The 25778-nt window shown below is 73.6% G+C and carries 24 protein-coding genes; 13 read left to right on the forward strand and 11 right to left on the reverse strand.

From position 1 onward, the window contains the following. Window positions 1–46: 46 nt before the first annotated feature. From CD790_RS16960 to CD790_RS16975, 4 genes are all read right to left on the reverse strand, one after another. Window positions 47–1126: a lipopolysaccharide assembly protein LapB gene (locus tag CD790_RS16960; protein ID WP_144384060.1), complete on the reverse strand. Its 1080-nt coding sequence runs from the start codon at window positions 1124–1126 to the stop codon at window positions 47–49. Then, complete coding sequence (locus tag CD790_RS16965; protein WP_144384061.1) at window positions 1123–2538, reverse strand: 26S protease regulatory subunit; 1416 nt, start codon at window positions 2536–2538, stop codon at window positions 1123–1125. Before CD790_RS16965 ends, CD790_RS16960 begins: the two co-directional genes overlap by 4 nt. A gap of 88 nt (window positions 2539–2626) precedes the next feature. Then, on the reverse strand, window positions 2627–3562 hold the full coding sequence (locus tag CD790_RS16970) for an aldo/keto reductase (RefSeq protein WP_144384062.1): 936 nt from the start codon (window positions 3560–3562) through the stop codon (window positions 2627–2629). A 157-nt stretch (window positions 3563–3719) separates the two neighbouring features. Beyond that, entirely contained in the window at window positions 3720–5438 is a 1719-nt protein-coding gene (locus tag CD790_RS16975) for a dihydroxyacetone kinase family protein (RefSeq protein ID WP_144384063.1), read from the reverse strand. A gap of 240 nt (window positions 5439–5678) precedes the next feature. On the opposite strand from CD790_RS16975, the gene CD790_RS16980 reads away from it, so the two are divergent. Then, entirely contained in the window at window positions 5679–6479 is an 801-nt protein-coding gene (locus tag CD790_RS16980; RefSeq protein WP_186319063.1) for a helix-turn-helix domain-containing protein, read from the forward strand. Between the two features lie 93 nt (window positions 6480–6572). On the opposite strand, the gene CD790_RS16985 is transcribed toward CD790_RS16980, so the two are convergent. Continuing rightward, entirely contained in the window at window positions 6573–7475 is a 903-nt protein-coding gene (locus CD790_RS16985; protein WP_144384065.1) for a LysR family transcriptional regulator ArgP, read from the reverse strand. Between the two features lie 69 nt (window positions 7476–7544). Here CD790_RS16985 and CD790_RS16990 point away from each other — a divergent pair, with 69 nt between their 5' ends. The 3 genes from CD790_RS16990 (at window position 7545) to CD790_RS17000 (ending at window position 10816) form a co-directional block, all read left to right on the forward strand. Continuing rightward, window positions 7545–8168, forward strand: coding sequence for a LysE/ArgO family amino acid transporter (locus CD790_RS16990; RefSeq protein WP_144384066.1), 624 nt, complete (start codon window positions 7545–7547; stop codon window positions 8166–8168). Window positions 8169–8332: 164 nt separating this feature from the next. After that, window positions 8333–9484 carry a MalY/PatB family protein gene (locus tag CD790_RS16995; RefSeq protein ID WP_144384067.1) on the forward strand — a complete coding sequence of 384 codons (1152 nt, stop codon included), beginning with the start codon at window positions 8333–8335 and terminating at the stop codon, window positions 9482–9484. A gap of 84 nt (window positions 9485–9568) precedes the next feature. Continuing rightward, the gene (locus CD790_RS17000; protein ID WP_144384068.1) at window positions 9569–10816 is read left to right on the forward strand and encodes a PP2C family protein-serine/threonine phosphatase; all 1248 of its coding nucleotides are present in this window, start codon (window positions 9569–9571) and stop codon (window positions 10814–10816) included. Between the two features lie 21 nt (window positions 10817–10837). Here CD790_RS17000 and CD790_RS17005 read toward each other — a convergent pair whose 3' ends face one another. After that, window positions 10838–11629 carry a VOC family protein gene (locus CD790_RS17005; protein WP_144384069.1) on the reverse strand — a complete coding sequence of 264 codons (792 nt, stop codon included), beginning with the start codon at window positions 11627–11629 and terminating at the stop codon, window positions 10838–10840. 226 nt (window positions 11630–11855) lie between these two features. Here CD790_RS17005 and CD790_RS17010 point away from each other — a divergent pair, with 226 nt between their 5' ends. Both CD790_RS17010 and CD790_RS17015 read left to right on the forward strand, forming a co-directional pair. After that, entirely contained in the window at window positions 11856–12638 is a 783-nt protein-coding gene (locus CD790_RS17010) for an SUKH-4 family immunity protein (RefSeq protein WP_144384070.1), read from the forward strand. Between the two features lie 199 nt (window positions 12639–12837). After that, entirely contained in the window at window positions 12838–14451 is a 1614-nt protein-coding gene (locus tag CD790_RS17015) for a phospholipase D-like domain-containing protein (protein WP_260867638.1), read from the forward strand. Between the two features lie 142 nt (window positions 14452–14593). Here the strand turns inward: CD790_RS17015 and CD790_RS36850 are convergent, their stop codons facing one another. Beyond that, a complete protein-coding gene (locus tag CD790_RS36850; RefSeq protein ID WP_399217693.1) occupies window positions 14594–14671 on the reverse strand; it encodes a 50S ribosomal protein L37 in 78 nt (25 codons plus the stop codon). A gap of 128 nt (window positions 14672–14799) precedes the next feature. On the opposite strand from CD790_RS36850, the gene CD790_RS17020 reads away from it, so the two are divergent. The 5 genes from CD790_RS17020 to CD790_RS17040 all read left to right on the forward strand — a co-directional run bounded on the left by CD790_RS17020 (window position 14800) and on the right by CD790_RS17040 (window position 19951). Further along, window positions 14800–15348, forward strand: a complete 549-nt coding sequence (locus CD790_RS17020; protein ID WP_144384071.1) for a DUF4396 domain-containing protein — start codon at window positions 14800–14802, stop codon at window positions 15346–15348. Window positions 15349–15541: 193 nt separating this feature from the next. Then, window positions 15542–16252 carry a transketolase gene (locus tag CD790_RS17025; protein WP_144384072.1) on the forward strand — a complete coding sequence of 237 codons (711 nt, stop codon included), beginning with the start codon at window positions 15542–15544 and terminating at the stop codon, window positions 16250–16252. Window positions 16253–16389: 137 nt separating this feature from the next. Further along, window positions 16390–17322 (forward strand): transketolase family protein, encoded by a 933-nt coding sequence (locus CD790_RS17030; protein ID WP_144384073.1) that lies wholly within the window; start codon window positions 16390–16392, stop codon window positions 17320–17322. Window positions 17323–17470: 148 nt separating this feature from the next. Beyond that, window positions 17471–18850 (forward strand): diacylglycerol kinase family protein, encoded by a 1380-nt coding sequence (locus CD790_RS17035; protein WP_144384074.1) that lies wholly within the window; start codon window positions 17471–17473, stop codon window positions 18848–18850. Between the two features lie 150 nt (window positions 18851–19000). Further along, window positions 19001–19951 (forward strand): polyphosphate kinase 2 family protein, encoded by a 951-nt coding sequence (locus tag CD790_RS17040; protein WP_144384075.1) that lies wholly within the window; start codon window positions 19001–19003, stop codon window positions 19949–19951. A gap of 71 nt (window positions 19952–20022) precedes the next feature. Here the strand turns inward: CD790_RS17040 and CD790_RS17045 are convergent, their stop codons facing one another. Next, on the reverse strand, window positions 20023–21003 hold the full coding sequence (locus CD790_RS17045; protein WP_144384076.1) for a helix-turn-helix transcriptional regulator: 981 nt from the start codon (window positions 21001–21003) through the stop codon (window positions 20023–20025). A gap of 98 nt (window positions 21004–21101) precedes the next feature. Between CD790_RS17045 and CD790_RS17050 the strand changes: the two genes are divergently transcribed. Continuing rightward, window positions 21102–21896 (forward strand): NAD(P)H-dependent oxidoreductase, encoded by a 795-nt coding sequence (locus CD790_RS17050; RefSeq protein ID WP_144384077.1) that lies wholly within the window; start codon window positions 21102–21104, stop codon window positions 21894–21896. Between the two features lie 149 nt (window positions 21897–22045). Here CD790_RS17050 and CD790_RS17055 read toward each other — a convergent pair whose 3' ends face one another. Beyond that, the gene (locus CD790_RS17055; RefSeq protein ID WP_144384078.1) at window positions 22046–23221 is read right to left on the reverse strand and encodes a glycosyltransferase; all 1176 of its coding nucleotides are present in this window, start codon (window positions 23219–23221) and stop codon (window positions 22046–22048) included. Between the two features lie 143 nt (window positions 23222–23364). Then, window positions 23365–23991, reverse strand: a complete 627-nt coding sequence (locus CD790_RS17060; RefSeq protein ID WP_260867639.1) for a TetR/AcrR family transcriptional regulator — start codon at window positions 23989–23991, stop codon at window positions 23365–23367. 154 nt (window positions 23992–24145) lie between these two features. Between CD790_RS17060 and CD790_RS17065 the strand changes: the two genes are divergently transcribed. After that, a complete protein-coding gene (locus CD790_RS17065; protein ID WP_144384080.1) occupies window positions 24146–24727 on the forward strand; it encodes an NADPH-dependent FMN reductase in 582 nt (193 codons plus the stop codon). A 152-nt stretch (window positions 24728–24879) separates the two neighbouring features. Here CD790_RS17065 and CD790_RS17070 read toward each other — a convergent pair whose 3' ends face one another. After that, window positions 24880–25755, reverse strand: a complete 876-nt coding sequence (locus CD790_RS17070) for a nuclease (RefSeq protein ID WP_144384081.1) — start codon at window positions 25753–25755, stop codon at window positions 24880–24882. Window positions 25756–25778: the final 23 nt, after the last annotated feature.

A 25778-nucleotide genomic window follows, 5' to 3' on the forward strand; every position in this document is an offset into this window, starting at 1 on the left:
GCGGAAGGGGCGGCGGCGCGCGGGCCTCGGCTCGGGCCGGCCGCGTTCAGGCCCTCTTCTTGTGGTCGAACCAGATCGTGGCCAGCGTGGGCAGGAGTCCGGCCCAGAAGAGGATCTGCGGCACGGTGCGCTCCGTCCACGGCACCTGCGAGATCAGCAGCGAGCAGAGCATGGCCCAGCCGGCCTGGGCGATGACGACGCGGGCCCACCGGCCGCGGCGGGCCAGGGACCACACGGTCAGCCGAACCCCGGTGCGCAGCCCGCGGTAGCGGCGCCAGGCGACGAAGCCCCAGAGGGCGGCCATGGGGACGAGCGCCCAGAGCCGGTTGCCGAGCGGCACCGGCAGTTCCCTCGGCGCCTCGCCGTCCTGGGGGAACAGGTCGACCATGACGCCCGCGGCCGCCACGCAGACGAGCGCCAGCCAGCGGACCCCGCGCAGCAGGCGGTAGGTGGCCTGGTCGAGGTCCTGCCGGAGGCCGGGGCTGTCGGGGACGACGGCGAGCGCGTCGGCGTACTTCTCCGCGGCCTGCGTGGCCGTGGTGCCCGGCTGGTGGGCCTCCTGCTCGGTCACCAGGAGAAGGGCCCGGGGGTTGGCGGGGTCGATCCGGAGCACCTCGCGCAACGCCCACCGGAACGTCTCGACGTCGTTCGCCGCGGCGGCCGCCGTCCACAGCGCCTCGTACCCCCGTACGTCCTCGGGTTCGAGCCGCACCGCCTCCCTGGCCAGGTGCAGGGCCTCGGCGTGGCGGTGCGGGTAGTACGCCAGGAGCTCGCCGAGCAGCGCGTGCACGGCGCCGCTCTGCGGCTCGACGCGGAGTGCCGCCCGGAGCGACGCCTCCGCCTGCTGCCAGCGCGCCCCCTTGTCCAGGTGGTCCGCGCGCCGCAGCGCGTGGGCGCGCATGTGCAGCGCGCCGACGTCCTCGGGGGCTATCCGGAGCGCCTGGTCGAGCGCGGCGAGCGACTGTTCGGCGTTCCCCTCGGCCAGGTGGCAGCGGCCGAGCTTCACCCAGGCGCGGACGTCCTCGGTGTCCTCGGCGAGGCGGCCGGCCAGCATGCGGCGGGCCTGCTCGTACCGCTTCAGGTCGATGAGCGCGTCGGCCTGTTCGACGGCGGGGTGGAGGGTCACAGTTTGCGCCTCTTCTTCAGGTAGGCGAGCAGGTCGTCGTACATGCCGCCCTCGTTCGCGAACATCGCCACGTTGCGCGCGGCCGCGAACCACGGTTCGGTGGAGGGGACGACGGCCTTTGCCGCGCCGAGCAGGTCCTTCATGCCGATCAGCCGGACGGAGCCGGTGCGCGCCGAGTCGAGCAGCGCGGTCTCGGCCGCGGCCTCGCACACATGGGCCAGGTCGGCGCCCGAGAGGCCCTCGGTGGCCTTGGCGAGCCGGCCCAGGTCGACGTTCTCGATGGGCCGGTCGCGCAGGTGGTAGCGGAGGATCGATTCGCGCGCGGGCGCGTCGGGCGGCAGCACGAGGAGGGTGCGGTCGAGGCGGCCGGGGCGGCGCAGGGCGATGTCCACGTCCCAGGGGACGTTGGTGGCCGCCAGGACGAAGACCCCCTCGTTGGCCGCGGCGTGGACGCCGTCCAGCTCCGTGAGCAGCTGGTTGACGGTGGTGCGCAGGCCGCTGTGCTGGATGCGGCCGCGCTTGGCGCCGAGGGCGTCCAGCTCGTCGAGGAAGACGACACAGGGGGCTTGCCGGCGGGCGGTGGCGAAGACCTCGTGCATGTTGCGCTCGGAGTTGCCGATCCACATGTCGAGGACGTCGTTGATGGACACCGACAGGAACGCGGCGCCCAGTTCGCCGGCCACCGCGCGGGCGATGAACGTCTTGCCGCAACCTGGCGGGCCGTACATCAGCAGCCCGCCGCGCAGGCTCTTGCCGTACAGACGGCGCAGTTCGGGGTTGCGCATGGGGGCGAGGAAGGCGGCCTCCAGCCGGTCCTTGACCTGCCGCATGCCGCCGACGTCTGCCAGGCGTACGGCGCCGGGCGCGTCCACGTCCCAGGCCGGGGCGGCCCCCGGGTCTCCGCCGCCGTCGACGGCGAGCGGGGCCTCGACGTATCGGGGCGGCACCACGTCGCCGACCTGGTCCTCGGCGGCCCGCCAGTCGAAGGCGCCGCGGGGCCGACCGGGCGCCCCCGACTCCGGTCCACCGGGCGCGGCGGACTCCGACCCACCGGGCGCCTCGGACTCCGGTCCACCGGGCGCCTCGGACCGCGGAGGCGGCGCGGGCGGCGAAGGCGGCGCCTGCGGCGAGGAATCGGCGGGCCGCTCGGGCTGCGCCGGCTCCGTGCGCTGGGCGGGCGGCGTGGGCCGCGCGGGTGCCGCGGCGGGCGCTCCCATGGCACGGGCCATCAGCTCCCGGCCGTGCGGGTCCCCGGGCGCGTGCTGGAGGGCGACGGCCACCTCCACCACGGCCGCGTCGTGCCGCCCGGCGTCCAGCAGGAGTTGCGCGAGGTGCAGCCGCAGCGGCACATCACCGGGCGCGGCGGCGACGGCCGTGCGAAGGCTCTGGATCAGGGGCGGTTCCTCGGACATGGCCGACACTCTACGTAGCCGCCTTCGGTGTCCGATCACCCTCCCCCGGCCTGGTCCGCGCCGCGCCTGACGGGGCGTCCGGCGACGGTCAGGACCAGGCGCGGGCGGCCCGGGTGCGCCAGTACGCCTCGGCCGGCTCGGCCAGCTCCGCGAGGGCGGTGAGGTGTCGTTCGGTCAGGGGCAGGGTGGCGGCGGTGGCGTTGGAGGTCAGCTGGGTCTCGGTGGCGGCCCCGGAGAGGACCACGTCCGCCCAGGGCTGGTGGAACGCCGCGGCCAGCGCGACCGCGTCGGTGCCGGCGTCCAGCTCGGCGGCGATCCGGCGCAGCGTCTCGGGGGCCTCCGCGCCGACCAGGCGCCCGTTGGCCACCCCCTCCTTGACGACGACCAGCCAGCCGGCGGCATGGGCTTCGGCGAGCGCCGGCGCCACGGACGGTTCGAGGGGGTTCCAGGTGGCCTGCACGGAGCTGAACAGGGGCCCCCCGTCGACGGTCACCTCCAGCGCGGCGCGGAGGGCGTCGGCCTGCCGTGGTCCGCTGGTGGAGATGCCGATGCGCACGCCCTCCGCCGCGAGGTCGGCGAGGGCGCGGTGCAGGGCGGTGTCGGTGAGGGCGGGGCTGTCCGGGGTGAGCGAGTGGATCCGGTAGAGGTCCAGGCGGTCGCCGAGGAGGGCCCCGGTCTCCTCGCGCTGTCGCAGGAAGGCGGCGAGGCTGTGATCCTTGACCTCGTGCTTGTCCGCGGTCAACGACCAGCCGCCGGTGTACGTGTAACCCCACTTGCTGGCGACGAACAGGTCCGTCGGCACCTCTCGGCGCTCCCGAAGCCAGTCCGCCACGAACTCCTCTGACCGACCGTAGGAACGGGCCATGTCGATGTGGCGCACGCCGAGGCGGCAGGCGAGGTCCAGCAGATCGTGACAGCGCCGGCGCAGGGCGTCCGGGGAGCGGTCGGGGAGATCCGCGGCGCGGCCGCCGGTGATGTAGGCGGGCCTGCCGACGGCTGCGAGGCCGAGGCCGAGTGTGGGCATGGGACGTCGGTCCCTTTCGTCGGTGGCGGTACCGGGGCGGGCCGTCGCATCGCTTCCGCGGTGACGGGCCCGCCCCAGTATGGAGCGGTGTGCGGCCGCCGGGCCGGAGCCTGACGGCCCGTGGGGCTACGGTCATGGGCCGCCGGGCGCTCCCGGCTCAGTGCAGGGTGATGTACCCCGGCGCCGGCAGCCGCGTGGCCGTGGCCGGCTCGTGGACGTCGGCGATCGCGACGAAGAGGAGGGCGACGGCGAGGGCGCCGGGGTCCGGTACGCCGATGGCGTGGTCGCCGACGTAGCTGGCGCGGCCGCGCCGGGGGCGCAGGGAGGCGGTGGCCAGGGCGCCGCGGACGGCGGCCTGCGCCGCCTCGGTGAAGGGCGCCTCGACGGACTCCTCCCGGGTGGTGTCGGCCAGCGCCTCGGCGGTGGGCGCGAGGGCGTCGACCAGGGTGCAGTCGCCGGGGTTGGCGCCGCCGACCCGGTGTACGGCGGCGAGCCCGGCCGCGACGGCCCCGGCCAGCGCCTCGCGGGAGGGCGCCTCGTCGCCCGCCGGCGACACCGAGGCCAGGTGCTGGAAGAGCAGCCCGAACAGGGGGCCGCTGGTGCCGCCGACGTCGTTGAGGAACGCCTCGGCGAGGGCGGCCAGGCCGTCGCCGCCGTCCTCGTCGGCCAGCTTCACGGCGCGCCGTACGCCGCCGGCGAGGTTGTCGCCGAAGTCGCCGTCGCCCACGAGCTGGTCGAGCCGGGTGAGGTTGTCGCGCACCTGGGTCACGATGAGCGCGAAGCGGTCGAGGACCGCCCGGCCGCCCTCGGCGCGCGGCGCGACCGCGCGGGTGACGGTCTGCCGGGGCGCGGCCGGCGGGATGTCCTGGTCCGCGGCGAGGGTGAGGTTCGGCAGGACCAGCGGGGTCTCGGTGGGGGCGGTCCACAGCTCGGCCCAGCCCTCCTCCAGCCGGGTGAGGGTGAGCGAGAACCCCGACATGTCCAGCGCGGCGGTGTACGTGCCGGGCACGATGGCCACCGGCCGCAGACCCCGGGCCAGCAGCTGCTCGTTGAGCAGGGTGCCGATGGCGTGGAGCTCCAGGCTGGTCGTGGCGCCGAGCCCGTTGACCACCGCGAGCACCTCGGCGGGCCCGGCGGGCAGCGCGTCGAGGAGGTCGTCGGTCATCCGCCGGACCAGCTCGTCGATCGGCGGGTGGGCGATGGTGCGGGTGCCGCGCTCGCCGTGGATGCCCACGCCGTAGTCGAGGGTGCCGGGGTTCAGGGTGAACGCCGGGTTCCCGGTCGTGGGCGAGGTCTGGGCGCGGGCGGCGACGGCGATGCTGCGGGACCGGGCCACGATCTCGGTGCCGAGGGCGGCGAGCTCCTCCAGCGAGGCGCCCCGGTCGGCGGCGGCGCCGAGCAGCTTCTCCACCACCACGGTGGCGGCGGTGCCGCGGCGGCCGGTCGCGCTGTCGGCGGCGTCGGTGGACAGGTCGTCGTCGACGAGGACCGTGGCGACGGGGATCCCGCCGTGCCGGAGCCGCTCGGCGGCGATCTGAAAGTTGATCACGTCGCCGGTGTAGTTCTTGACGATGAGCAGGACGCCGTCGGGGCCGGCGGCCGCCACGCTCGCCTCGTAGATCTGGCGGTTGTGCGGGGAGGCGAAGATCTCGCCGGGACAGACGGCGTCCAGGCCGCCGCGCCCGAGGAGTCCGGTGTGCAGGGGCTCGTGGCCGGAGCCGCCGCCGGAGACCAGGCCGACCCTGCGGTCCGGGTGCGGCGCCCGGGCCCGCAGATAGAGCGGTCCGGTGTGCACCTCGACCATGCCGGGGTGCGCGAGGGCCAGACCGCGGGCGGCGGTCAGGACGGGGTCGGTCTCCGGCAGGAAGTAGCTCATCGAGGGACTCCGTGGTGGTGCGGGCGGAAGGGACGGGCGTGGGGTGTCCCACGACGGCCACCATGAACGCCCCGCACTCCCCAAGATCGGCACGCTGTGGTTCCGGTACTCCGGAGTTCCGGTCGCGGGACGCGTGTGCGATGCTGCCACCTGCGCCGGATCGGGGGTGCACCCATGCGGCGCAGCCCAGGGTTCACCGCTCGGCAGCTCCATCTTTGCGAGGTCTTTACGTTGGCGGACGTGCGACGCGAGGACCTCGGCCGGATGCTGCGCGGCTGGCGCCGGGCCCGTGACCCTCGGCTGATCCCCGCCCCGGTCCCCTCGCGAGGCCACCGGACCTACCTCACCCAGCTGGACATGGCGCTGCTGCTGGGCGTCTCCGAGCGCTGGTACCGCGCCCTGGAGAAGGGGGAGGACCGCCGGTACGGGGTGGAGATGATCGCCGGCATCGTACGGATCCTGGACCTCGACCCGCGGCAGGCCGCGGCGCTCTACCGGGGCACCGGCCATCGGCCGCCGCGGCACCCGCACGCCGCCGCGCGCCCCGCCCCCGCCCTGCTGGAGCTGATGCACCAGCAGCGCTGCGTGAGCTACCTCGCCGACCAGGCATGGGACGTCGTCGGCGCCAACGCCATCGCCGCCCGCCACTGCCCCTGGCTGGTCCGCCCCGGCGCCAACGTGATGACCTGGGCCTTCTCCCCCGAGGCCCGCTACCAGCTACGCGACTGGGAGCGCAGCTGGGCCGCCCCGCTGCTCGACCGGCTCCGCCTCGCCTGGCAGCGCTGGCCGGACAACGACCGGCTGGACGAGGTGGTCCGGGCGGTGCGCGGCGCTCCCGGCGTCCGCGAGCTCTGGGACGCCCAGGCCCCCGCCCGCCTCTCCGACGACGGCCTCTCCGACGACGCGCCGCGGCCCGGGTACTTCCCCCTCGTCGCCCCCGACCCCATCGACGTCCGCGTCTCGGCCTTCGCCCCGTACGACGACCGGTCCCTGCGCTGGGTCATGATCTCCCCGGTGGACCCCGGCGTCACCTTCCCGTGAGGCGGCCCGACGCGCCGGCCGGGCGGTCAGCCCGCCCGACGTGCGCGGCAGGCCGGCCCACAGGCTCGTGCGCGACAGGCCGGGCGCGCACGCTCAGCCCGGCGTCAGCAGCGCCTCCGCCGCGGCCTCGGCGATCGCGGCCGCCGCGACGGCCAGGGCGGGAGAGTCGAGCTTCCACTGCTGCCAGAAGAGGGGGACGTCGAACGGGCGGTCCGGGGCGAGGAGGGTGAGCGCCCCGGAGCGGAGCAGCGGGACGGCCTGCGGTTCGGGGACCAGGCCCCACCCGAGGCCGGCGACGACGGCGTCGCAGTACCCCTCCGAGGTGGGGATGTGATGGCGGACGCGGCTGGCGCCGGTGCCGTCGCCGGTGAGGGAGCGGACGAAGGCGTCCTGGAGGTCGTCGCGACGGTCGAAGACGATGACCGGCGCCTCCCGCAGGTCGCGCTCCAGCGGCCCGGTCAGATGGCGGCCCGCGAAGCCGGGGTCGGCCACCGGGAGGTAGCGGGCGAGGCCGAGGCGGCGCACCGTGCAGCCGGCCACCGGGTCGGGCGACGAGGTGACCGCGGCCATCACCTTCCCCTCGCGCAGCAGCGCGGTGGTGTGGGTCTCGTCCTCGCGGTGCAGCTCGAAGCAGATCGGAGGGTCCTGGGGCACCCGGGCCAGCGCCGGTAGGAACCAGGTGGCGAGGGAGTCCGCGTTCACCGCGATGGGCAGCCGTGCCGGGCCACGGTCGTCGGCGATGCCCAGTTCGGCGCGCGCGTCGCGCTCCAGGCGGGCCAGCTGGCGCGCGAAGCGCACGACGACCTCGCCCGACTCGGTGGGGCGCACCGGCTTGGTGCGCATCAGCAGCACCCGTCCGGTGCGCTGCTCCAGCGCCTTGACGCGCTGGCTGACCGCCGAGGGCGTCACATGCAGGGCGGCCGCCGCCGCGTCGAAGGTGCCTTCGTCCACGGCCGCGAGCAGGGTGCGGACCTGCTCAAGGGGAAGCTCTTCCATCACGAAGGCTAAGGTTACGTTAGAAACTTTAGCTGTACTGAATATGTGCTGATCCATAGCGTCGGTGGCATGACCCAAGGCATCTTCCCGGCGGCGGCCGCCGGATTCGGTACCGGACTCTCCCTGATCGTGGCCATCGGCGCGCAGAACGCCTTCGTACTGCGCCAGGGGGCGCGTCGCCAGGCCGTCCTCGCGGTGGTCGGCATCTGTGCCGTCTCCGACGCGGTGCTCATCGCGCTCGGCGTCGCCGGCGTGGGAAGCGTCGTCACCGCGTGGCCGGCGGCCATCACGGCGGTCGGCCTGGCCGGCGGCGCCTTTCTCCTCTGCTACGGGGCGCTCGCCGCACGACGCGTGCTGAGGCCGGCGCCCGACGCGGGCCTCTCGGCGGGGGGCGACGCGGCCGGCTCCGTCGGGAAGGCCGTGCTGACCTGTCTGGTCATGACCTGGCTCAACCCGCATGTCTACCTGGACACCGTGCTCCTGCTCGGCTCCGTCGCCTCCCACCACGGATCCCTGCGGTGGGCCTTCGGAGTCGGCGCCGCCGTCGCGAGCCTGGCCTGGTTCAGCTCGCTCGGCTACGGGGCCCGGCTGCTCAGCGGCGTGCTGGCGCGCCCCGCCGCCTGGCGGGTGCTGGACGGCGTGGTCGCCGCCACCATGATCACGATGGGCGCGATGCTGGTGCTGGGGGCCTGACAGCATGGGCACGGGGCGCCTCGGCGCCCGGTCGAGAAATCGCTTGCCCGGGCGCGTGATCTCCAGCACGCTGGCGGATGGCCGGGCGGGCGGGGAACCACGACACCGCGCGGGGGAAGCACCGGTACGGGTGGCCTGTACGAGCGAAGGGGTGGCCAGCGCCAATGTTCGACGACCTCGATCCGGAGACGCTCCGCCGACGCACCGGTCTGAAGTGGGCCGCGGCCACCCCCGGGGTGCTCCCGGCCTGGATAGCGGACATGGACTTCCCCGTCGCGGATCCGGTACGCGAGGTGCTGCGCCGCGGCGCGGAGGGCGACCTCGGCTATCCGGAGTGGGACGACCGGCCGGGGGCGAACCCGCTGCGGGAGCTGTTCACGGAGCGGATGCGGCAGCGGTATGACGTCGCCCTCGACCCCGAGCACGTCCGGGTGTTCACCGAGCTGATCCAGACGCTCCAGGCCGTTCTGCACGTCGCCACCCGGCCGGGCGACGCCGTGGCGATGCACACGCCCGCGTACCCCCCGTTCCTGAAGACGCTCGAGGACATGGACCGGCGACTGGTCCCCATCCCCATGCTCGACGGGGCGAACGGCTGGTCCTTCGACGTCGACCGCCTCGCAGCGGACGTGGCCGAGCACGGCTGCCGGGCGATCGTGCTGGTCAACCCGCACAACCCGACCGGCCGCGCGCTGACGCGCGAGGAGCTCTCCGCCATCGCCGAGATCGCCGAACGACACGACCTGCTGGTGATCTCCGACGAGATCCACGGTGAGCTCGTCCACGCCCCGGCGCGGCACATCCCGTTCACCTCGCTGGGCGCGGACGTCGCCGCCCGCACCGTCACGCTGACCTCCGCCAGCAAGGCGTTCAACCTCGCCGGGCTGCGCTGCTCGGTGGCCCACATCGGGCATGCCGGAGTCCGTCGGGCGCTGGACGCCCTGCCGCCGCTGCTGTTCGGCGAGGTGAGCTCGCTCAGCGTGCTCGCCACCGCGGCGGCCTGGCGACACGGCGACGACTGGCTGGCCGAGGCGCTCGCGACGCTCGACCGCAACCGCCGGCTGCTCGCCGAGTCGCTGCCGAAGGGGGTCCGTCACCACACCCCCGAGGCGACCTACCTCGCCTGGCTGGACTGCCGTGGCCTGGGCCTGGGCCAGGACCCGGCCGCCTTCTTCCTCGACCGCGCCGGGGTCATGCTCAACAGCGGCCTCGACTTCGGGCCCGGCGGCGAGGGCTTCGCCCGGCTGAACTTCGCGACCTCCGGTCCGGTCCTCGAGGAGATCCTGCGCCGGCTGCGCGCCGCGGTCCACGAGTGACGGGGGAGCGCGAGCGAGGGACCGGGGGGACCGGCCCCGGGCGACTGAGTGGAACCCTGTACTCCGAAGAGGCAGGCTGTACGCATGCGGTGGCTCTCCCGCGCTTCCCCGCAAGCGGTAGCAGGCGGTCACAGTCCGTTCCTGTACGCGCTCGCGCACTGTCTGCCGTTCGCGCTCGCGCTGATCGTCATCGTGATCGAGCTCACCCCGGCGCACTTCATCTACACCGGCCCCCTGCTGACGGCGACGCCGGCGCTGGCCGCCGTGACGATGGGCCCGAAGGGCACTCTCGCGGCGGCCGGCGTGGCGGTGGGGGTGAGCATCACCACGGCCACCTACAACCAGGCCTGGGGCAGCCAGCAGGTCTACACCAACTTCCTCGCCATCCTGCTGGTCTCCGTGGCCAGCGTCATGACCAGCAGCGCCACCCGCGCCCGTAGGGAGGGCGAGCTCAACCAGGTGCGCCGGATCGCCGTGGCGGCGCAGCGGGTCCTGCTGCGCCCCGTGCCGTCCCGGCTGGGCCCGGTGCGGGTGGCGAGCATGTATCTCGCCGCCGAGACCGGTGCCCAGATCGGCGGCGATCTGTACGAGGCGGTGCAGACCCGCTACGGGGTCCGGATGATCGTGGGCGACGTACGCGGCAAGGGGCTGCCGGCCGTACGTCTGGCCGCGGCGGTCCTGGGCGCGTTCCGGGAGGCCGTGCACTACGAGGACGACCTGGTGGAGGTCATGAACCACTGCGCGGAGGCGCTCCGCCGCGAGTGCGCCGCGCCGAGCACGACCGACCAGGACGACATGGAGGTGCCGATGGAGGACTTCGTCACCGCGGTCCTGGCGGAGCTGCCCGACGGCCCCATGGTCCACCTGGTCAACCGCGGCCACCCGGCCCCGCTGCTGCTGCGCCAGGGCAGGGTGCGGGCCCTGTCGCCCACCACGCCGATGCCCCCGCTCGGCATGGAGGACCTCGTCGGCGGCGCTCCCGGCGTGCGGGAGAGCTTCCCCTTCGCCCCCGGCGACCGGCTGCTGCTGCACACCGACGGCGTGATCGAGGCCCGCAACCCCGACAACGACTTCTTCGCCCTCGCCCAGGCCATGGAGGCGGCGCACGGCCGCACCCCGCCGGAGTTCCTGGACGAACTGCACCAGGAGCTGATTCGCCACACCAACGGCCGGTTGACGGACGACGTGGCGATGATCCTCGTCGACCGGCTCGACTGCGCGGAGTCCGAGGCCGCCCACGCGACGGAGGCCGAGGTCGCCGACCGCACGGAGGCCACGGTCGTCGACGGCGCGGAGGCCGGACGCGGAGGCGACGAGGGCGTCAGACCCTGAGCGCCCCGACGGACGTCGGTGTCAGCCCGCGCCCAGGGGAGCGGGTGCGATGACCGCGAAGGGCGCCCCCTGGGAGTCCTTCACCACGGCCATGCGTCCGGCGATCATGTCGAAGGGGGCGCGGAGCACCTCCCCGCCCTGCTCGGTCACCTTGGCCGCCGTCGCGTCGGCGTCGTCGGTGGCGAAGTAGGTGAGCCAGTGCGCGGGGGTTCCGGCCGGGAGGCCCGGGTCGAGCCCCTGCATCCCGCCGACGGCGCGCCCGCCCACGTTGAGCGAGAAGTAGCCCTCCGCGCCCTCCATGGCGGCGGCCTCGATGCCGAAGACGGAGCCGTAGAAGGAGGAGGCCGCCTCCCGGTCGGTGGTGTTGAGCTCGTTCCACACCACCGCCCCCGGCTCGTTGACGATGCCGGCGCCACCGAACTCGTTCGCCTGCCACACGCCGAAGACGGCCTGCGTCGGATCGGCCGCGATGAGCATCCGGCCGAGGGTCTGGACGTCCATGACGGGCATGAGCACGCTGCCGCCCGCGGCCTCGATCGCCTGCTGGGTGGCGACCGCGTCGACGGAGGCGAGATAGGTGGTCCACACCGTCGGCGGCGGGGGCTGGTCGCCCATGGCGACCGCGGCCATGATCCCGGCCACCGGCTTTCCCCGGTACGCGCAGACCGAGTAGCCGCCGAACTCCTCGGGTCCGATCTCCGCGGTCCAGCCGAACACGGCGGCGTAGAAGTCGAGCGCCGCCTGCTGGTCGGGGGCGGCGAGATCGACCCAGCAGGGCGTCCCGGGCGGGTACGGGTCGGTGATCTCGGCCATCGGGACCTCCAGGTCTGGCTCTCTCGCCGTTACGGCCCCCGGCCCACTGTTTCGGCTCCCCGCACCACCGGCAAGAGCGGCGCGCCGACCGGGTGACACGTCGTCGGTGTCCGGGAGTCGCGGTCGGGGAGTCGCGGAAGCGGACGCCGATCGGTGTCGCGGTGGAGAACCCCGGCCCCGTGGTCGCGTCGCGGGACGTGTCCCCGCCGACTGGCAGGATGCCCGCATGAACGATCACGAAGCGGCCCGCGCCGAGCGGCGTGGGCTCCACGAGGCGCGCGGGGTGGTGGTGGTCGAGCGGAACGAGGCGGCGCTCGCGTCGTGGCCCACGGGCGGCACGGACTCCTCCTCGTGGGAATCGGCCGTGGACGAGCCGTGGTTCGCGCCCGGCACGCGCGGTGACGGGCCGCCGACCGCGGCCCGACTCGACGCGCTCCAGGGCCCCGACTGGGTGACCCGGATCGCCCGGGAGGAGCTTCCGGAGGCCCTGGAGCACCCGGCCACCCGCGTCTTCCTGAGCGAGGTCGGCCTGCCACGGCACTGGGCCGCCGGGGTCACCTCCTTCGCGGTCGCCGAGAAGCCGCTGCTGCCGCTGTCCGCCGCCATACCCGAGGCGGCCGCCGAGACCGAGGCGGCCGCCGAGGCGCCGAACGCGGACGACCTGCTGCACCTGGGCGAGTTCGAGTTCGGCCACGACGACGGCCCGGTCTTCGTCCACCGCGTCACGGGCGTGGTGTACGTGTGGCGCGAGGACGACGCGCCCGAGCCGGGGCCGTACCCGCTCTTTCCGCTCTCTCGCGACGTGGAGGCGTTCGTCGGGTTCCTGGAGGGCGTACGCCGCCACATGGGTGCCTGCTGGGACTCGTACCCCAACGAGCCCGGCAGGGGGGCCTTCCTCGGCGCCATGGAGCGGCTGGACTCCGAGGCCCTGACGGAGGGGACGCCGGCGGCGCGCGTCTGGGAGCACGTCTTCGCGTCCATCACCGAGCTGAGCGTCTGGGGGTACTGACCGCCGACACCGCGACCGCACCCGCCGGGCGCCTCGGCGGGTGCCGGCGGGTGTCTCGAGGTGGGCGCCCCGAGGCGCCCGGCGGACGGCAGGGTGGGCACCAAAGGGGATTACCTGCTGGTAACTTCATCGAAGTTGATCATTCCGCCTCGATGGCGTGACGCCGCCTCGATGACGACAACTCGATAAGGACCCCCCCTTGGCCCGTACCCGGCTCAGCCGCATGCACCGACTCCTGGGAACCGCGGCGGTCTCCGCCCTCGCCGTCGCCCTGCTGCCCGCCACCCCGGCGACCGCCGACTCGCCCACCACCCCGCACCTCGACGCGGTCGAGCGGGTCCTGCGCGAGGTCTCCCCGGGGCTCGAAGGCCAGGTCTGGGAGCGGACCGGCGGCAACACGCTCGACGCCACCGCCGACGACCCCGCCGACTGGCTGCTCCAGACTCCCGGCTGCTGGGGCGACCCGCGCTGCGCCGAACGCCCCGGCGCCGAGCGGCTGCTGACGAAGATGACCGAGAACATCGCCGCGGCCACCCACACCGTCGACATATCCACTCTGGCGCCCTTCCCCAACGGAGAGTTCCAGGACGCGATCGTGGCGGGCCTCAAGAAGGCGACGGCGTCCGGCAACAAGCTCACCGTGCGCGTCCTGGTGGGCGCCGCGCCGGTCTACCACTCGACCGTGTTCCCGTCGAAGTACCGCGACGAGCTGCTCGCCAAGCTCGGCCCCGCGGCCGACGACATCACCCTGAACGTCGCCTCGATGACGACCTCCAAGACCGCGTTCTCCTGGAACCACGCCAAAATCCTGGTGGTCGACGGCCGTTCGGCCATCACGGGCGGCATCAACGACTGGAAGGACGACTACCTCGACACCACCCACCCGGTGGCCGACGTCGACCTCGCACTGACCGGCCCGGCCGCGGGCTCCGCGAGCCGGTATCTCGACCGGCTGTGGGGCTGGACCTGCCAGAACAAGGGCAACATCGCCAAGGTCTGGTTCGCCGCCTCCCCCGGCGCCGGCTGCGTCCCGTCGCTGACGAAGGAGACCACCCCGGCGGTCGCGACCGGTGACGTGCCGGTGATCGCCGTCGGCGGCCTCGGCGTGGGCATCCAGGACTCCGACCCGTCCTCGACGTTCCAGCCGCGGTTGCCGACCGCGTCCGACACCAAGTGCGTCGTGGGGCTGCCCGACAGGACCAACGCCGACCGCGACTACGACACGGTCAACCCCGAGGAGAGCGCGCTGCGCGCGCTGGTCGACAGCGCGGACAGCCACATCGAGATCTCCCAGCAGGACCTCAACGCCACCTGCCCGCCCCTGCCGCGGTACGACGTCCGGCTGTACGACGCCCTCGCGGCGAAGCTGGCCTCGGGGGTGAAGGTCCGGATCGTGGTGAGCGACCCGGCCAACCGCGGCGCGGTCGGCAGCGGCGGCTACTCGCAGATCAAGTCGCTGAACGAGATCAGCGACGTGCTGCGCAACCGCCTCACGCGGATCACCGGCGGACAGCAGCAGGCGAAGGCGGCCATGTGCGGCAACCTCCAGCTCGCGACGGCCCGCAGCGCGGACAGCGCCACCTGGGCCGACGGCAAGCCGTACGCCCAGCACCACAAGCTGGTCTCCGTGGACGGCTCGGCCTTCTACATCGGCTCCAAGAACCTCTACCCGTCCTGGCTGCAGGACTTCGGGTACATCGTGGAGAGCCCCGAGGCGGCCAAGCAGTTGGACGCACGGCTGCTGGCCCCGCAGTGGAAGTACTCGCAGGCGACGGCCACCTTCGACTACGCCCGCGGGATCTGCCAGGGCTGACCGACCCGCCTCTCACCTGACGGAACGTCAACTCAGGCGGCCGGGCGCGGTGGACACCGCACCCGGCCGTCGTTCCACACCTCGGGTACACCACATCATCACCATGGGCGGCGGACACGCGGCCCAGGCCGGGCTCAGCGCGTCAGCACTGCGGGCGCCGGCCGTGGTTGGCCCCGCGCTTACGCCGTTCCCTCTTCTTGCGACGCCGCTTCGAGGACATGCCGTCTCCTCTCCACCAGGACCTTCCATAAATCTATACCGCTTTTATGTGGTATGCCCGACTCACCCGGTCCCCCGGGTCGGCCCCCGGGGCCATCCGAGCCACACTGGGAGGGAGGGAGCGGCGCCATGGACCACAGCAGCCACCACACCAGCCGCCACCCGGGCGGAGCGACCGGCCCCGGCCACGAGCCGCGCGGCGGTCAGGGCGGCTGGGGCGGCGACGGCGGACACCACCCGGGCGGCGCCTCCTGGGGCCTCGCCGCCCGGGCGACGCTGCACTGCCTGACCGGCTGCGCGACCGGCGAGATCCTCGGCATGGTGATCGGCACGGCGCTGCGCTGGGGCAACGTTCCCACCATGGCCCTCGCCATCTTCCTGGCCTTCGTCCTCGGCTACTCCCTCACCCTCCTGGCGGCCCTCCGGGCGGGCCTGGGACTTGCGGCGGCCGTGAAGGTGGCGCTGGCCGCCGACACCGTCTCCATCGTCGTGATGGAGGCCGTGGACAACCTCATCATCGCCCTGACCCCCGGCGCGATGGACGCCCATCTGACCGACGGCCTGTTCTGGGCCGCCCTCCTGGGCGGCTTCGCCGTCGCCTTCGTCGTCACCACACCCGTGAACAAGTGGATGATCGGCCGCGGCAGGGGCCACGCCGTCGTCCACGACCTGCACTGACCGCGAGTCCACCCGGTGCCGTCGGCAGGCGTCCGGAGCGGGCGGAGTGGTGGGGCGGGTGGAGCGGGTCGGGTGGCCGGCTGATCGAGGGAGAGGCCGACCCGTTGGACCGCGCGGGCTTCGGAATCCGCGAGGTCATGCCCGTGATCGCAGCGCTTGACTTCAAGTCGACTTTAAGTTGCAGGCTTGTCCCATGACCACCACGACGACTGGTACGTCCACCTCCTACGGCTTCGCCGAACTCCCCGGCCTGATGAGCCTGATGACCGGCGACGAGAAGCACGGGCCCGCCGCGACCTCCACCCTGGACGCGCTCTGGGTGCTGTACGACCGGGTGCTGCGGGTCAGGCCGGAGACCGCGGAGGCCCCCGATCGGGACCGCTTCCTGCTCTCCAAGGGGCACGGCCCGATGGCGTACTACGCGGTCCTCGCGGCCAAGGGGTTCTTCCCCGTCTCGCTGCTCTCCGGCTTCGGCACCTATGACTCACCGCTCGGACACCACCCGGACCGGACCCTGGTGCCCGGAGCCGAGATCAGCAGCGGCTCACTCGGGCACGGGCTCCCGCTCGCGGTCGGCACCGCGCTCGGGCTGCGCGCGCAGGGGCGCCGCGACCCCCACGTCTGGGTGCTGGTCGGGGACGCCGAACTGGACGAGGGCAGCAACCACGAGGCGATGGCCTTCGCCGGCGCCACCGGGATCGAGCAGCTCCACGCCCTCGTCGTCGACAACGCCTCGGCCACCCACGGCTGGCCCGGCGGCATCGCCTCCCGCTTCGCCGCGCAGGGCTGGTCCACCGCGACCGTCGACGGCCGCGACCACGACGCCCTGCACGCCGCCTACACCGCCCCGCACCCCGGACGCCCGCACGCCGTCGTCGCGCGCGTCGAGCCCAAGGTGGCGTAAGCCCTCCGCATCACCCCGCGCCACAACGCACCGCACCGCACCACAACGCACCGCACCGCATCGCACCACGCCGCACCCCATCGCACCGCGCCCCATCACCTCGCGCCCCATCGCATCGCATCCGAGAGGACCCACCCGTGGACACCATGCGCGAACGCTTCGCCGCCGTCACCTCCCGCCTCCTCGACGACGACCCCCGGCTCGCCGTGGTCCTCGCCGACATCGGCGTCGACGGGTTCGCGGAGGCCGCCCGCACCCACCCCGACCGGGTGATCAACGTGGGCATCCGGGAACAGCTCCTCGTCGGGGTCGGCGGCGGGCTCGCCCTGACCGGGCTGCGGCCGATCGTCCACACCTTCGCCAGCTTCCTGGTCGAGCGGCCCTTCGAGCAGATCAAGCTGGACTTCGGCCACCAGGGCGCCACCGGAGTGCTGGTCAGCGCGGCCGGCTCGTACGACTGGCCGGCCGGCGGGTTCACCCACATGTCCCCCGGCGACATCGCGCTGCTGGACACCCTCGACGGCTGGGAGGTCCATGTGCCCGGCCATCCCGACGAGGCCGAGGCGCTGCTGCGGCACGCCGCCGCCGGCGACGGACTGGCCTACGTACGGCTGTCGGCCCACGTCAACGAGGCGGCCCTGCCGATCGCTCCGGGACGGTTCCACACCGTGCGCGAGGGGCGCGACGGCGTCGTCGTCGCGGTGGGCCCCCTGCTCGACGACGTCCTCCGGGCCGTCTCCGGGCTGGACGTCACCGTGCTGTACGCCACCACCGTCCGGCCCTTCGACGCCCGTACGCTGCACGCCGCCGTGCGGGCGCAGCTCCCCGACGGTGGCAGCGGCACCGGGTCGGCGGACGTCGTGCTCGTCGAGCCCTACCTGGCCGGCACCTCCGTCGCCGCCGCGAACGACGCCCTCGCCGATGTGCCGCACCGCGTGCTCGGCCTCGGCATCGACCGCCGTGAGCTGCGCCGCTACGGCACGATCGAAGAGCACCTCGCGGGTCAGGGCCTGGACCCGGCCACCCTGAGGGAGCGCATCGCCGGCTTCCTTCCGACGCGGGTGCGCTGACCTCGCGCGCCCCCGACCGTGGCGGCGCCCTCACCCGTGGCGGGCGATGCGCGACCGGTCCCGTCGGGTGTGCGATGCGGAACGAGGCGTCATGAGAGGAGGGCAAAGCCGGAACGATCCGGGACGAGGCGGGAGGTTCGGAGGTTCGATGGGCAGGTCCCTGCGCCCGGGTGGTCCCCTGGCTCCGCGGTGGTACGCGCGTCTCGCCCTGGCGGCGGGGGCGGCGGCGGTCCTCGTGCTGCTGTCCGCCGGTCTCACGAGCATCGCGCTGGTGGCGGTGGGGCTGGCCGGCCTGGCGGCGACGGCGGCGGGCGCGTGGTGGGCGCTCGCTCACCGAGCCCTGCCCCGGGCGCTGGGGTTCGCCCTGGCCGTCGTCGCGCCCCTCGTCGTCGTCGCCCTCTACGTGCTCTATGGGATGTTGTGGGTGGTGGTCGCGTCGCTCGCCCTGGGCGCGCTGGCCGTCTCGTCCGGGTGGGCCGCGCTGTCCGCGGATGCCGGACGGACGGGCGCCATCGCACGGCCGGCCGCCGCGCCGATGCGCCCCTTCCTCATCATGAACCCGCGGTCCGGGGGCGGGAAGGTGGGCCGGTTCCACCTCGTGGAGAAGGCGGAGGCGCTGGGAGCCGACATCGTCCTGCTGGACGCGGCACACCCGGTGGACGTGGTCGGTCTCGCGCGGCGGGCCGCCGACGAGGGAGCGGACCTGCTCGGCGTGGCGGGCGGTGACGGCACCCAGGCCCTGGTGGCGGGCGTGGCGGCCGAGCGCGGCCTGCCCTTCCTGGTCATCTCGGCCGGCACCCGCAACCACTTCGCCATGGATCTCGGTCTGGACCGGGACGACCCCGCCAGATGTCTGGAGGCGCTGACCGACGGCGTCGAGCTCCGGATCGACCTGGGCTTCGTCAACGACCAGCCCTTCGTCAACAACGCCTCCTTCGGCGCCTACGCGGCCGTCGTCCAACACCCCGCCTACCGCGGCGACAAGGCCCGTACCACGCTCAAGGTGCTGCCGGACCTGCTCACGCACCACACCGGCCCACGGCTGACCGTGCGGGCCGGGGACGCCGTCATCGAGCGCCCGCAGGCCGTGCTGGTGAGCAACAACCCCTACCGGATCGGGGACGCGGCGGGGGTCGGACGCCGGGAGCGGCTGGACTCCGGGGCCCTCGGCGTGCTGGGCGTGACGGTCGACAACGCGGCCCAGGCCGCCGGGATGCTCCGCGGCAGACGCGGGCCCGGGCTGACCTCGCTGACCGCCACGGAGGTCGTCGTCGACGCCGACGCGCCCACCCTCCACGTCGGTGTGGACGGGGAGGCGCTGACCCTGCCGTCCCCCGTCCGCTGCCGCGTCGCCGCCGGCGCCCTGCGGGTACGCCTGCCTCGCCACCGCCCCGGCACGAGGGGCGGCAAGCCACGGATGGACTGGGGCCGGATCCGCCGGCTGGCCCTGACCGGACGGCGGACGGCGGGGCCCGCCCACCCGGGTCGAACGGCCCGCGCATACGGCGCAGGCGCCACCGGCCCCTGACGGGCGCCGGGCCCGCCCCCGCCAGGCGCACGGCAGGCGATCTTGACGGGGCGGCCGGAGAATGGGAGACGGCCGTACCGCGGAGGCGCGGGCGACGGCACCGCGGTCGCCGATCGTCCCTGTCGCGCCGAAGAGAAGGGCTGGTCGCCGATGGCGGACACCAGGGCCGAGCGCATCGCGGAACTGACCGCGCCGCTGCGTGTGAAGCCGGGTTCGCGGGTGGACCTGGGCCGGGACTTCGACCCCCGCTACAAGGGCCGGCTGGACAAGGAAAAGGGCGCCGAGCTGCTCAAGACCGGGGTCGCGCTGCTCGCCGAGTACCAGGAACGGCTGGCCGCCCAGAACACATACGGAGTGCTGCTCTGTCTCCAGGCACTCGACGCCGGGGGCAAGGACAGCACCATCCGCCACGTCATGAGCGGAGTCAACCCGCAGGGCGTGAAGGTGAGCAGCTTCAAGGTGCCCTCCGCGGAGGAGCTCGACCACGACTACCTGTGGCGCTACACCCTCAGACTGCCGGCCCGCGGGGAGATCGCGATCTTCAACCGTTCCCACTACGAGGAGGTCCTGGTCGTACGGGTGCACCCGGAACACCTCGACCGACAGCGGCTGCCGGAGACGGCCCGGGGGCAGGGCATCTGGCAGCGCCGCTACCGGGATATCAACAACTGGGAGCGCTACCTCACCGACAACGGCTTCAGGGTGGTGAAGATCTTCCTGAACATCTCCCGCGAGGAACAGCGCACCCGTTTCATGAAGCGGATCGACCTGCCGGAGAAGAACTGGAAGTTCTCCGCCGCCGACGTACGGGAACGCCGGCGGTGGGACGACTACCAGGTCGCGTTCTCCGAGATGCTCTCGGAGACCAGCACGAAGTGGGCGCCCTGGTACGTGGTGCCGGCGGACCGCAAGTGGTTCGCCCGCATCTGCACGGCGGCCATCCTGGCCGACACGCTGATCGGCCTCGACCCCCAGTACCCCGTGGTCAGCGTGGAGGCCCGCAAGGAGCTGCAGAGCGCCAAGCGGCAGTTGGAACGAGAGGCCCCCGCGGGCGCCCCGGCCGACCCGTACGCGGCCGAACACGGGGACGGCAAGGGCTGAATCATCCGCTGGAGCGGTGAGCACGCTCCCAGCCGTGTCAGCAGGGGCCTCACGCGTGAACGCCCCGGGAGTCACCCCCCGACGGACGCCGCCGCCACCGCCGTGGCCAGCCGCTCCAGGGCGGTGGACTCCTCGCTGTCCTCCTCGGCGCTGAAGACGTGCACCACCAGCCCCGTCTCGCCGGGTGCGGCCGGCACCTGCAGCGTCTCGAAGTCCAGGGTGAGGAGGCCGGCCACGGGGTGGCGCAGTCGTTTGCGGCCCGCCACGCACATCACGACCTCGCCGGTGGACCAGATCCGGCGGAAGTCGGCGCTGTGCGTGGACAGTTCCGTGATGAGACGGGCCAGCTCCGCATCGTCGGGGTGGCGGCCGGCGGCGACTCGCAGCTGGCCCACGGCCTCCGCCGCCCGGTCCTCCCACTCGGGGTGGACGGTCCGGGAGGCGGGGTCGAGGAAGAGGTACCTGGCGTTGTTCCGGTCGCGGCGGGCCGGGTCGGCCAGACCGCCGATCAGTTCGGCGCCCAGGGCGTTCCACGCCACCACGTCGAGGCGGTGGTCGGTCGCGAAGGCGGGGAAGTGGGCCATGGCGTCCAGCATCCGCCGCAGTTGGGGGCTGACCCGAGCCCGGGGCGCGGGCCCGCCCACGGCGACGCGCAGCGACGGCGGTCGGGTGCAGGCCAGGGTGGTGAGGTGTCCGCGCTCCGCCGTGTCGAGTCCGAGTGCCCTGGCGAGGGCGTCGATCACCTCGGGGGACGGCTGGGTGGCCCGGCCCTGTTCCAGGCGGACGTAGTAGTCCACGCTGATCCCCGCGAGCAGGGCCAACTCCTCACGGCGCAGGCCCTGTACCCGCCGGCGGCGGCCTTCCGGGAGTCCGACCTGTTCCGGCGCCACGCGTCCCCGGCGTGCGCGCAGGAAGGCGCCGAGCGCCCGGCGGGTGTCGCCCACCCCGTCGACGGGTTCGCCCGCGTCCGTACCGCCCCTTCTCCCGGGCCCCTCCGCCCCGGTGCCGTCGTCCACGCCCGCTGTCCGCCCGATCTGGTCCACGCCGTCCATACGCTCCAGTATGGGTGGCACCCGCAGTACCAGGATCACCGTTCCTACGGTCGCGCAGGGTGCTGGTTACCCGCTCCGAGCTGGGCGAACGTAGGAGCATGACCGAAACAACGCCGCAGCCGCGGAAGAGGATCCTCGTCGTCTCCGCCCACCCCGAACCCCGTTCGCTCAACGCCGCTCTGACCGCCTTCGCGGTCGAGCATCTGCGCGCGGCGGGGCACGAGGTGCGGGTGTCCGACCTGTACGCGATGAAGTGGAAGGCGACGGTGGACGCCGACGACTTCCCCGAGGACGCCGTGGATCGGCGGTTGAACGTGATGGACGTCTCGGAGCGGGCCACGCTGGCGGGGCGGCTGGCGCCGGACATCGCGGCGGAGCAGGAGAAGGTGCGCTGGTCGGACGCGGTGATCCTGCAGTTCCCCCTCTGGTGGTTCGGGACGCCCGCGATCCTGAAGGGCTGGATGGACCGGGTGTTCACCGCCGGGTTCGGCTACGGGCCGAAGGTCCCGCCGCCGTACGGCGGGGGCGCCCTGACGGGGCGGCGGGCGCTGGTGTCGGTGACGGCCGGGGCCCGCGAGACCTCGTTCGCCGAGCGGGGCATCCACGGGCGGCTGGCCGACGTCCTCCACCCGCTCCAGCACGGGCTGTTCTGGTTCACCGGCATGGCGCCGCTGGAGCCGTTCGCGGTGTACGGCTCGAACGATCTGCCCGAGGAGCGGTTCGCGGCGGCGCGCCGGGAGTACGGCCGACGGCTCGACGGCCTCTTCACGGACGAGCCGGTCCCGTACCGGACGCTGGTCGGCGGCGACTACGACCACGACATGCGGCTGCTGCCGGGTGTCGAGGAGCCGGGGACGAGTGGACTGGATCTCCATCTGCGCCCGCGGGGTTGAACGAGCGGCCTGCACGAGCGGCCTGGGAGCACCCGCGGAACGGCGCCGCGGTCCGCGGGTGCGGCCAGGTGGTCGAGGAGGGCCGAAGGAGAAGGCGTGGCCCCGGCCGTCCTGGACGGCGGCCGGGGCGCCTACGCGGTCGGCCGTCGTCAGCCGGAGGCGGCGGAGAGGATCACGTCGACCAGTCGCTCGGCGGCGTCCGGACGTCCGTGCGCCCGGGCCCGCTCGGCCATCATGCTGCGTCGGACCGGGTCGGTCAGCAGCGGGTCCACCGCGGCGTAGAGGCTCTGTGCGGTGACGTCGCCCAGCAGTGCCACGGCGGCGCCGGCCTCCTCCAGGTGGCGGGCGTTGTGGGCCTGCTCGTTGCCCGCCGAGGTGGCGAGCGGGACGAAGACCGCGGGCTTGCCCAGCGCGGTCAGCTCGGCGAGCGTCCCGGCTCCGCTGCGGGAGATCACGACATCGGCGAGGGCCAGCACGTCGGGGAGCTCGGGGCCGACGAACCCGGCCACGTAGTAGCGGGCGGCCAGCTCCGGCGGCAGGGCCGCGGCGTGCTGCCGCAGGGTGTCCACGTGGTTCGGCCCGCACTGGTGGATGATGTTCGCGCGGCCCAGCAGCCACGGCAGGGCGTCCCGGACGACGTCGTTGATCTGCTGGGCGCCCTGGGCGCCACCGGTCACGTAGAGGGTGGGCAGGCGCCGGTCGAAGCCGTACAGCGACAGCGCCGCGATGGCCTTCTCCGGGTGTCCCGAGAGCACCTCGGGGCGGACCGGGTTGCCCGTGACGACCGCGGCGCCGCGCACCGCCTCCGGCAGCAGCGACAGCGTCGACTCCGAGGACACCGCGATACGCGTCGCCGAGCTGGCGAGCTTGCGGTTGGCCAGGCCGAGGCGCACCGTCTGCTCGTGCAGCACCAGCGGGCGGCGGCACATGCGGGCGGCCAGGCCGGCCGGGACGGCGACGTACCCGCCGGTGGCGAGGACGACGTCCGGCTGGAAGTCGGACACGATCTTCCGGGCCTGGGCGACGCCCAGCGGCACCCGTGCCATGTCCCGAACGTTGGCCGGGGACACCATCTTGAGCGGATTGCTGGAGCGGCGGATCTTGCCCGTGGCGACCGTGGCGAACGCGATGCCCTCGGCGGGGGCCACGCGGGCCTCCAGGCCCTCCGGCGTACCGATCCACAGCACATCCAGCGTTCCACCGGACGCCGCCAACCTGGCCTGCAGCGTGCGGATCGCCGTCAGGGCGGGGTAGGTATGGCCGCCGGTCCCTCCGCCCGTGACGATCAGCCGGAAGGGATGCGGGAGACGAGAAGCACTATTCACCTGAGGCACCCTACTGGCGACCGTTCCCCGCCCGCCAAACACCTCCCCCCGCCGTGGCCGGAACCCGCGCGCCCACGGGGCCGCGGGGCGCCGGTCGGCTGCCGCCGGTACGGCGTCGGTGGGGGCGACGGACCCGACCGACCTCAGGCGCGGTAGTACGTCAGGAACATGTCCACACCCGTGGTGATGAGCCGCTCGGCGAGGTCTTCGTCGAGGCGATCGCCATAGGCGCTGTGGACGATGTGCGGATAGAGCACCAGCGCGTAGAACTGCACGACCGCCAGGCCCATGTCCGGGATGTCGAGGTCGTCCCGGGCGGCCAGCGCGGCGGAGAGGGGTTCGGCGAACCGGTCCGGCCCCTGCTCACGCCAGGCCCGCCCCAGCTCGGGGAAGCGGCGGGCCTCCGCGGCGATCAGCGCGCGCAGCGCCAGGACCTCGGGGCGGCCGATGCCCTTCACCCAGTCGCGAGCCGTCGCGGTCAGGACCTCGCGGATGTCGTCGACCCCACCCAGGCGCTCGACCATGGCGCGCATGCTCTCGCCCAGCGCCTCCTCCAGGGCGTCGCCCACCACCTCGATGAACAGCTCCTCCTTGCCGCTGAAGTGGTTGTAGACGGTCACCTTGGACACGTTCGCCTCGGCGGCGATCTGATCCATTCCCACGCCGAACCCCTGACGCAGGAACTCCTTGCGCGCCGCCCGCACGATGGCGGCCCGCTTCCGCGCGGCGCGCTCGCCCGACGGAGGGGTGCGTTTGCTGGTCGTCTTCACCCCGCCCATGATAGCCGCCACCTGAACTGAACAGTTGAGTTCACATGTACTGTCCCGTACAGTTCAGGCCATTGCCCGGGGCGAGAACGGCCCCGAAGCCATGGGCGCGTTCCTGCCCCATGGGCCCCTGCCTCCGCGAAGAAAGCGATCCCCGATGAGTGAGCTCAAGATCCTCGGCATCTCCGGCAGCCTGCGTGCCGACTCGTACAACTCGGCCCTGCTGCGCGCCGCCCAGAAGTTCGCGCCGTCCGGCGTCGCCGTGGAGATCTACGAGGGGCTGCGCGACGTCCCCCTGTACGACCAGGACCTCGACGCCCCGGAGCGCCGCCCGGCGGCCGCCCAGGAGCTGCGCGAGCGCATCAAGGCGGCCGACGGGGTGCTGCTCGTCACGCCGGAGTTCAACTACTCCATCCCCGGCGTCCTCAAGAACGCCATCGACTGGGCCAGCACCGACTGGACCCGGACCGAGGGCGTCCCGCTGCTCCACAAGCCGGTCGCCATCACCGGCGCCGCCCCGACCAACTTCGGTTCGGTCCGCGCGCAGCTCGCCCTGCGCCAGGTCTTCGTCTGCATCGAGGCCGACGTGGTCGTCAAGCCCGAGGTGATCGTCTTCCAGGCCCACGAGCGCTTCGACGAGGGCGGCAACCTCACCGACGAGACCACCCGGGGCCTCCTCCAGGACCTGCTGACCGCCCTCGCCGGCAAGGTCACGTCCCGCTCCGCGACCGCCGCCTGACCCACCGGCCCGGCTACCGGGCCCCCGTCACGGGTGACGTCGGCCCGGTGCGCGGACGTGTGTCCTCCGGCGCCCGCGGCTCACGCCCGTCGGGTGGGGTGCCCTCGGTTGGGAGCGGAGCGGGTTCGCGGCGACGAGGGCGGCCGCAACGCTCACTTCTCCTCGAAGAGCAGGTCCTCGATGGGGCGCGTCATGCGCAGGGTGTGTTCGTTGGTGATCTCGACGACGTTGTGCAGGCCGACGACCTCTTTGTCGGTCGACAGGATGCGGAACCGGTCCGCGGCCCCGGCCAGGAAGGTGGGGAAACCGGCCAACGACGGGGCGCCGGACGAGAAGTGGTCCTTCAGACGGCGGAACAGCTTCGGGAGGAGCACCACGTCGCCCTCTTCGATGATCGAGGCCATCCCGATGATCTTCCCCCCTCGCATGGTCGCGTCGCTCGGCCACAGGCCCTTGAGCGCGGCCCTGGCCTGCTGGGCGGCGGCGACCAGTTCGAGACGCAGGTCCTTGGGCAGGCCCTCGTAGAAGGTGGGATAGGCCAGGCCCTGGGTGAGCAGATGGTGGTTGGCGGTCCGCCTCAGATGCTCCACCTTGACGTTCACCTCGTAGCCACTGGCCATCGGCGGGGCGCCACGGCCGACCAGCGCGACGCAGCGGCCGTAGGTGTCGGTGCCGCGGGTGAGGATGTAGCCCGGCACACTGGCGGGGACGGCGGTGATGGCCTCGTCCGGCCCGCGCTGGACGTCGGGGAAGCCGAGCCAGGCGAGCAGCTCGTTCGCGGCGGCATGGGGGAAGCGACCTGGCTGGCGCACCTCTTCCCCGCCGTAGGGGCCCTCGTAGTGGGTCTCCAGCGCGTCGACGCCTTCGAGTCGCACCCCGACGGTGCCGTTCGCCCCGGGCACCGGCTTGCGGCACCCCTGGACGAGCTTCCATTCGCCCACGTAGTCGGGGGCGAACGGGATGGTGTCCCCGTCGGGCTTGCTCCGGCCCGACAGATGGAACGATCCCTTGATCAGCAACATCGGCATGGCGGCTCCCACGAACGCCGGGC

This window comes from Streptomyces sp. SAJ15 (assembly GCF_007595705.1).
GTDB lineage: Bacteria > Actinomycetota > Actinomycetes > Streptomycetales > Streptomycetaceae > Streptomyces.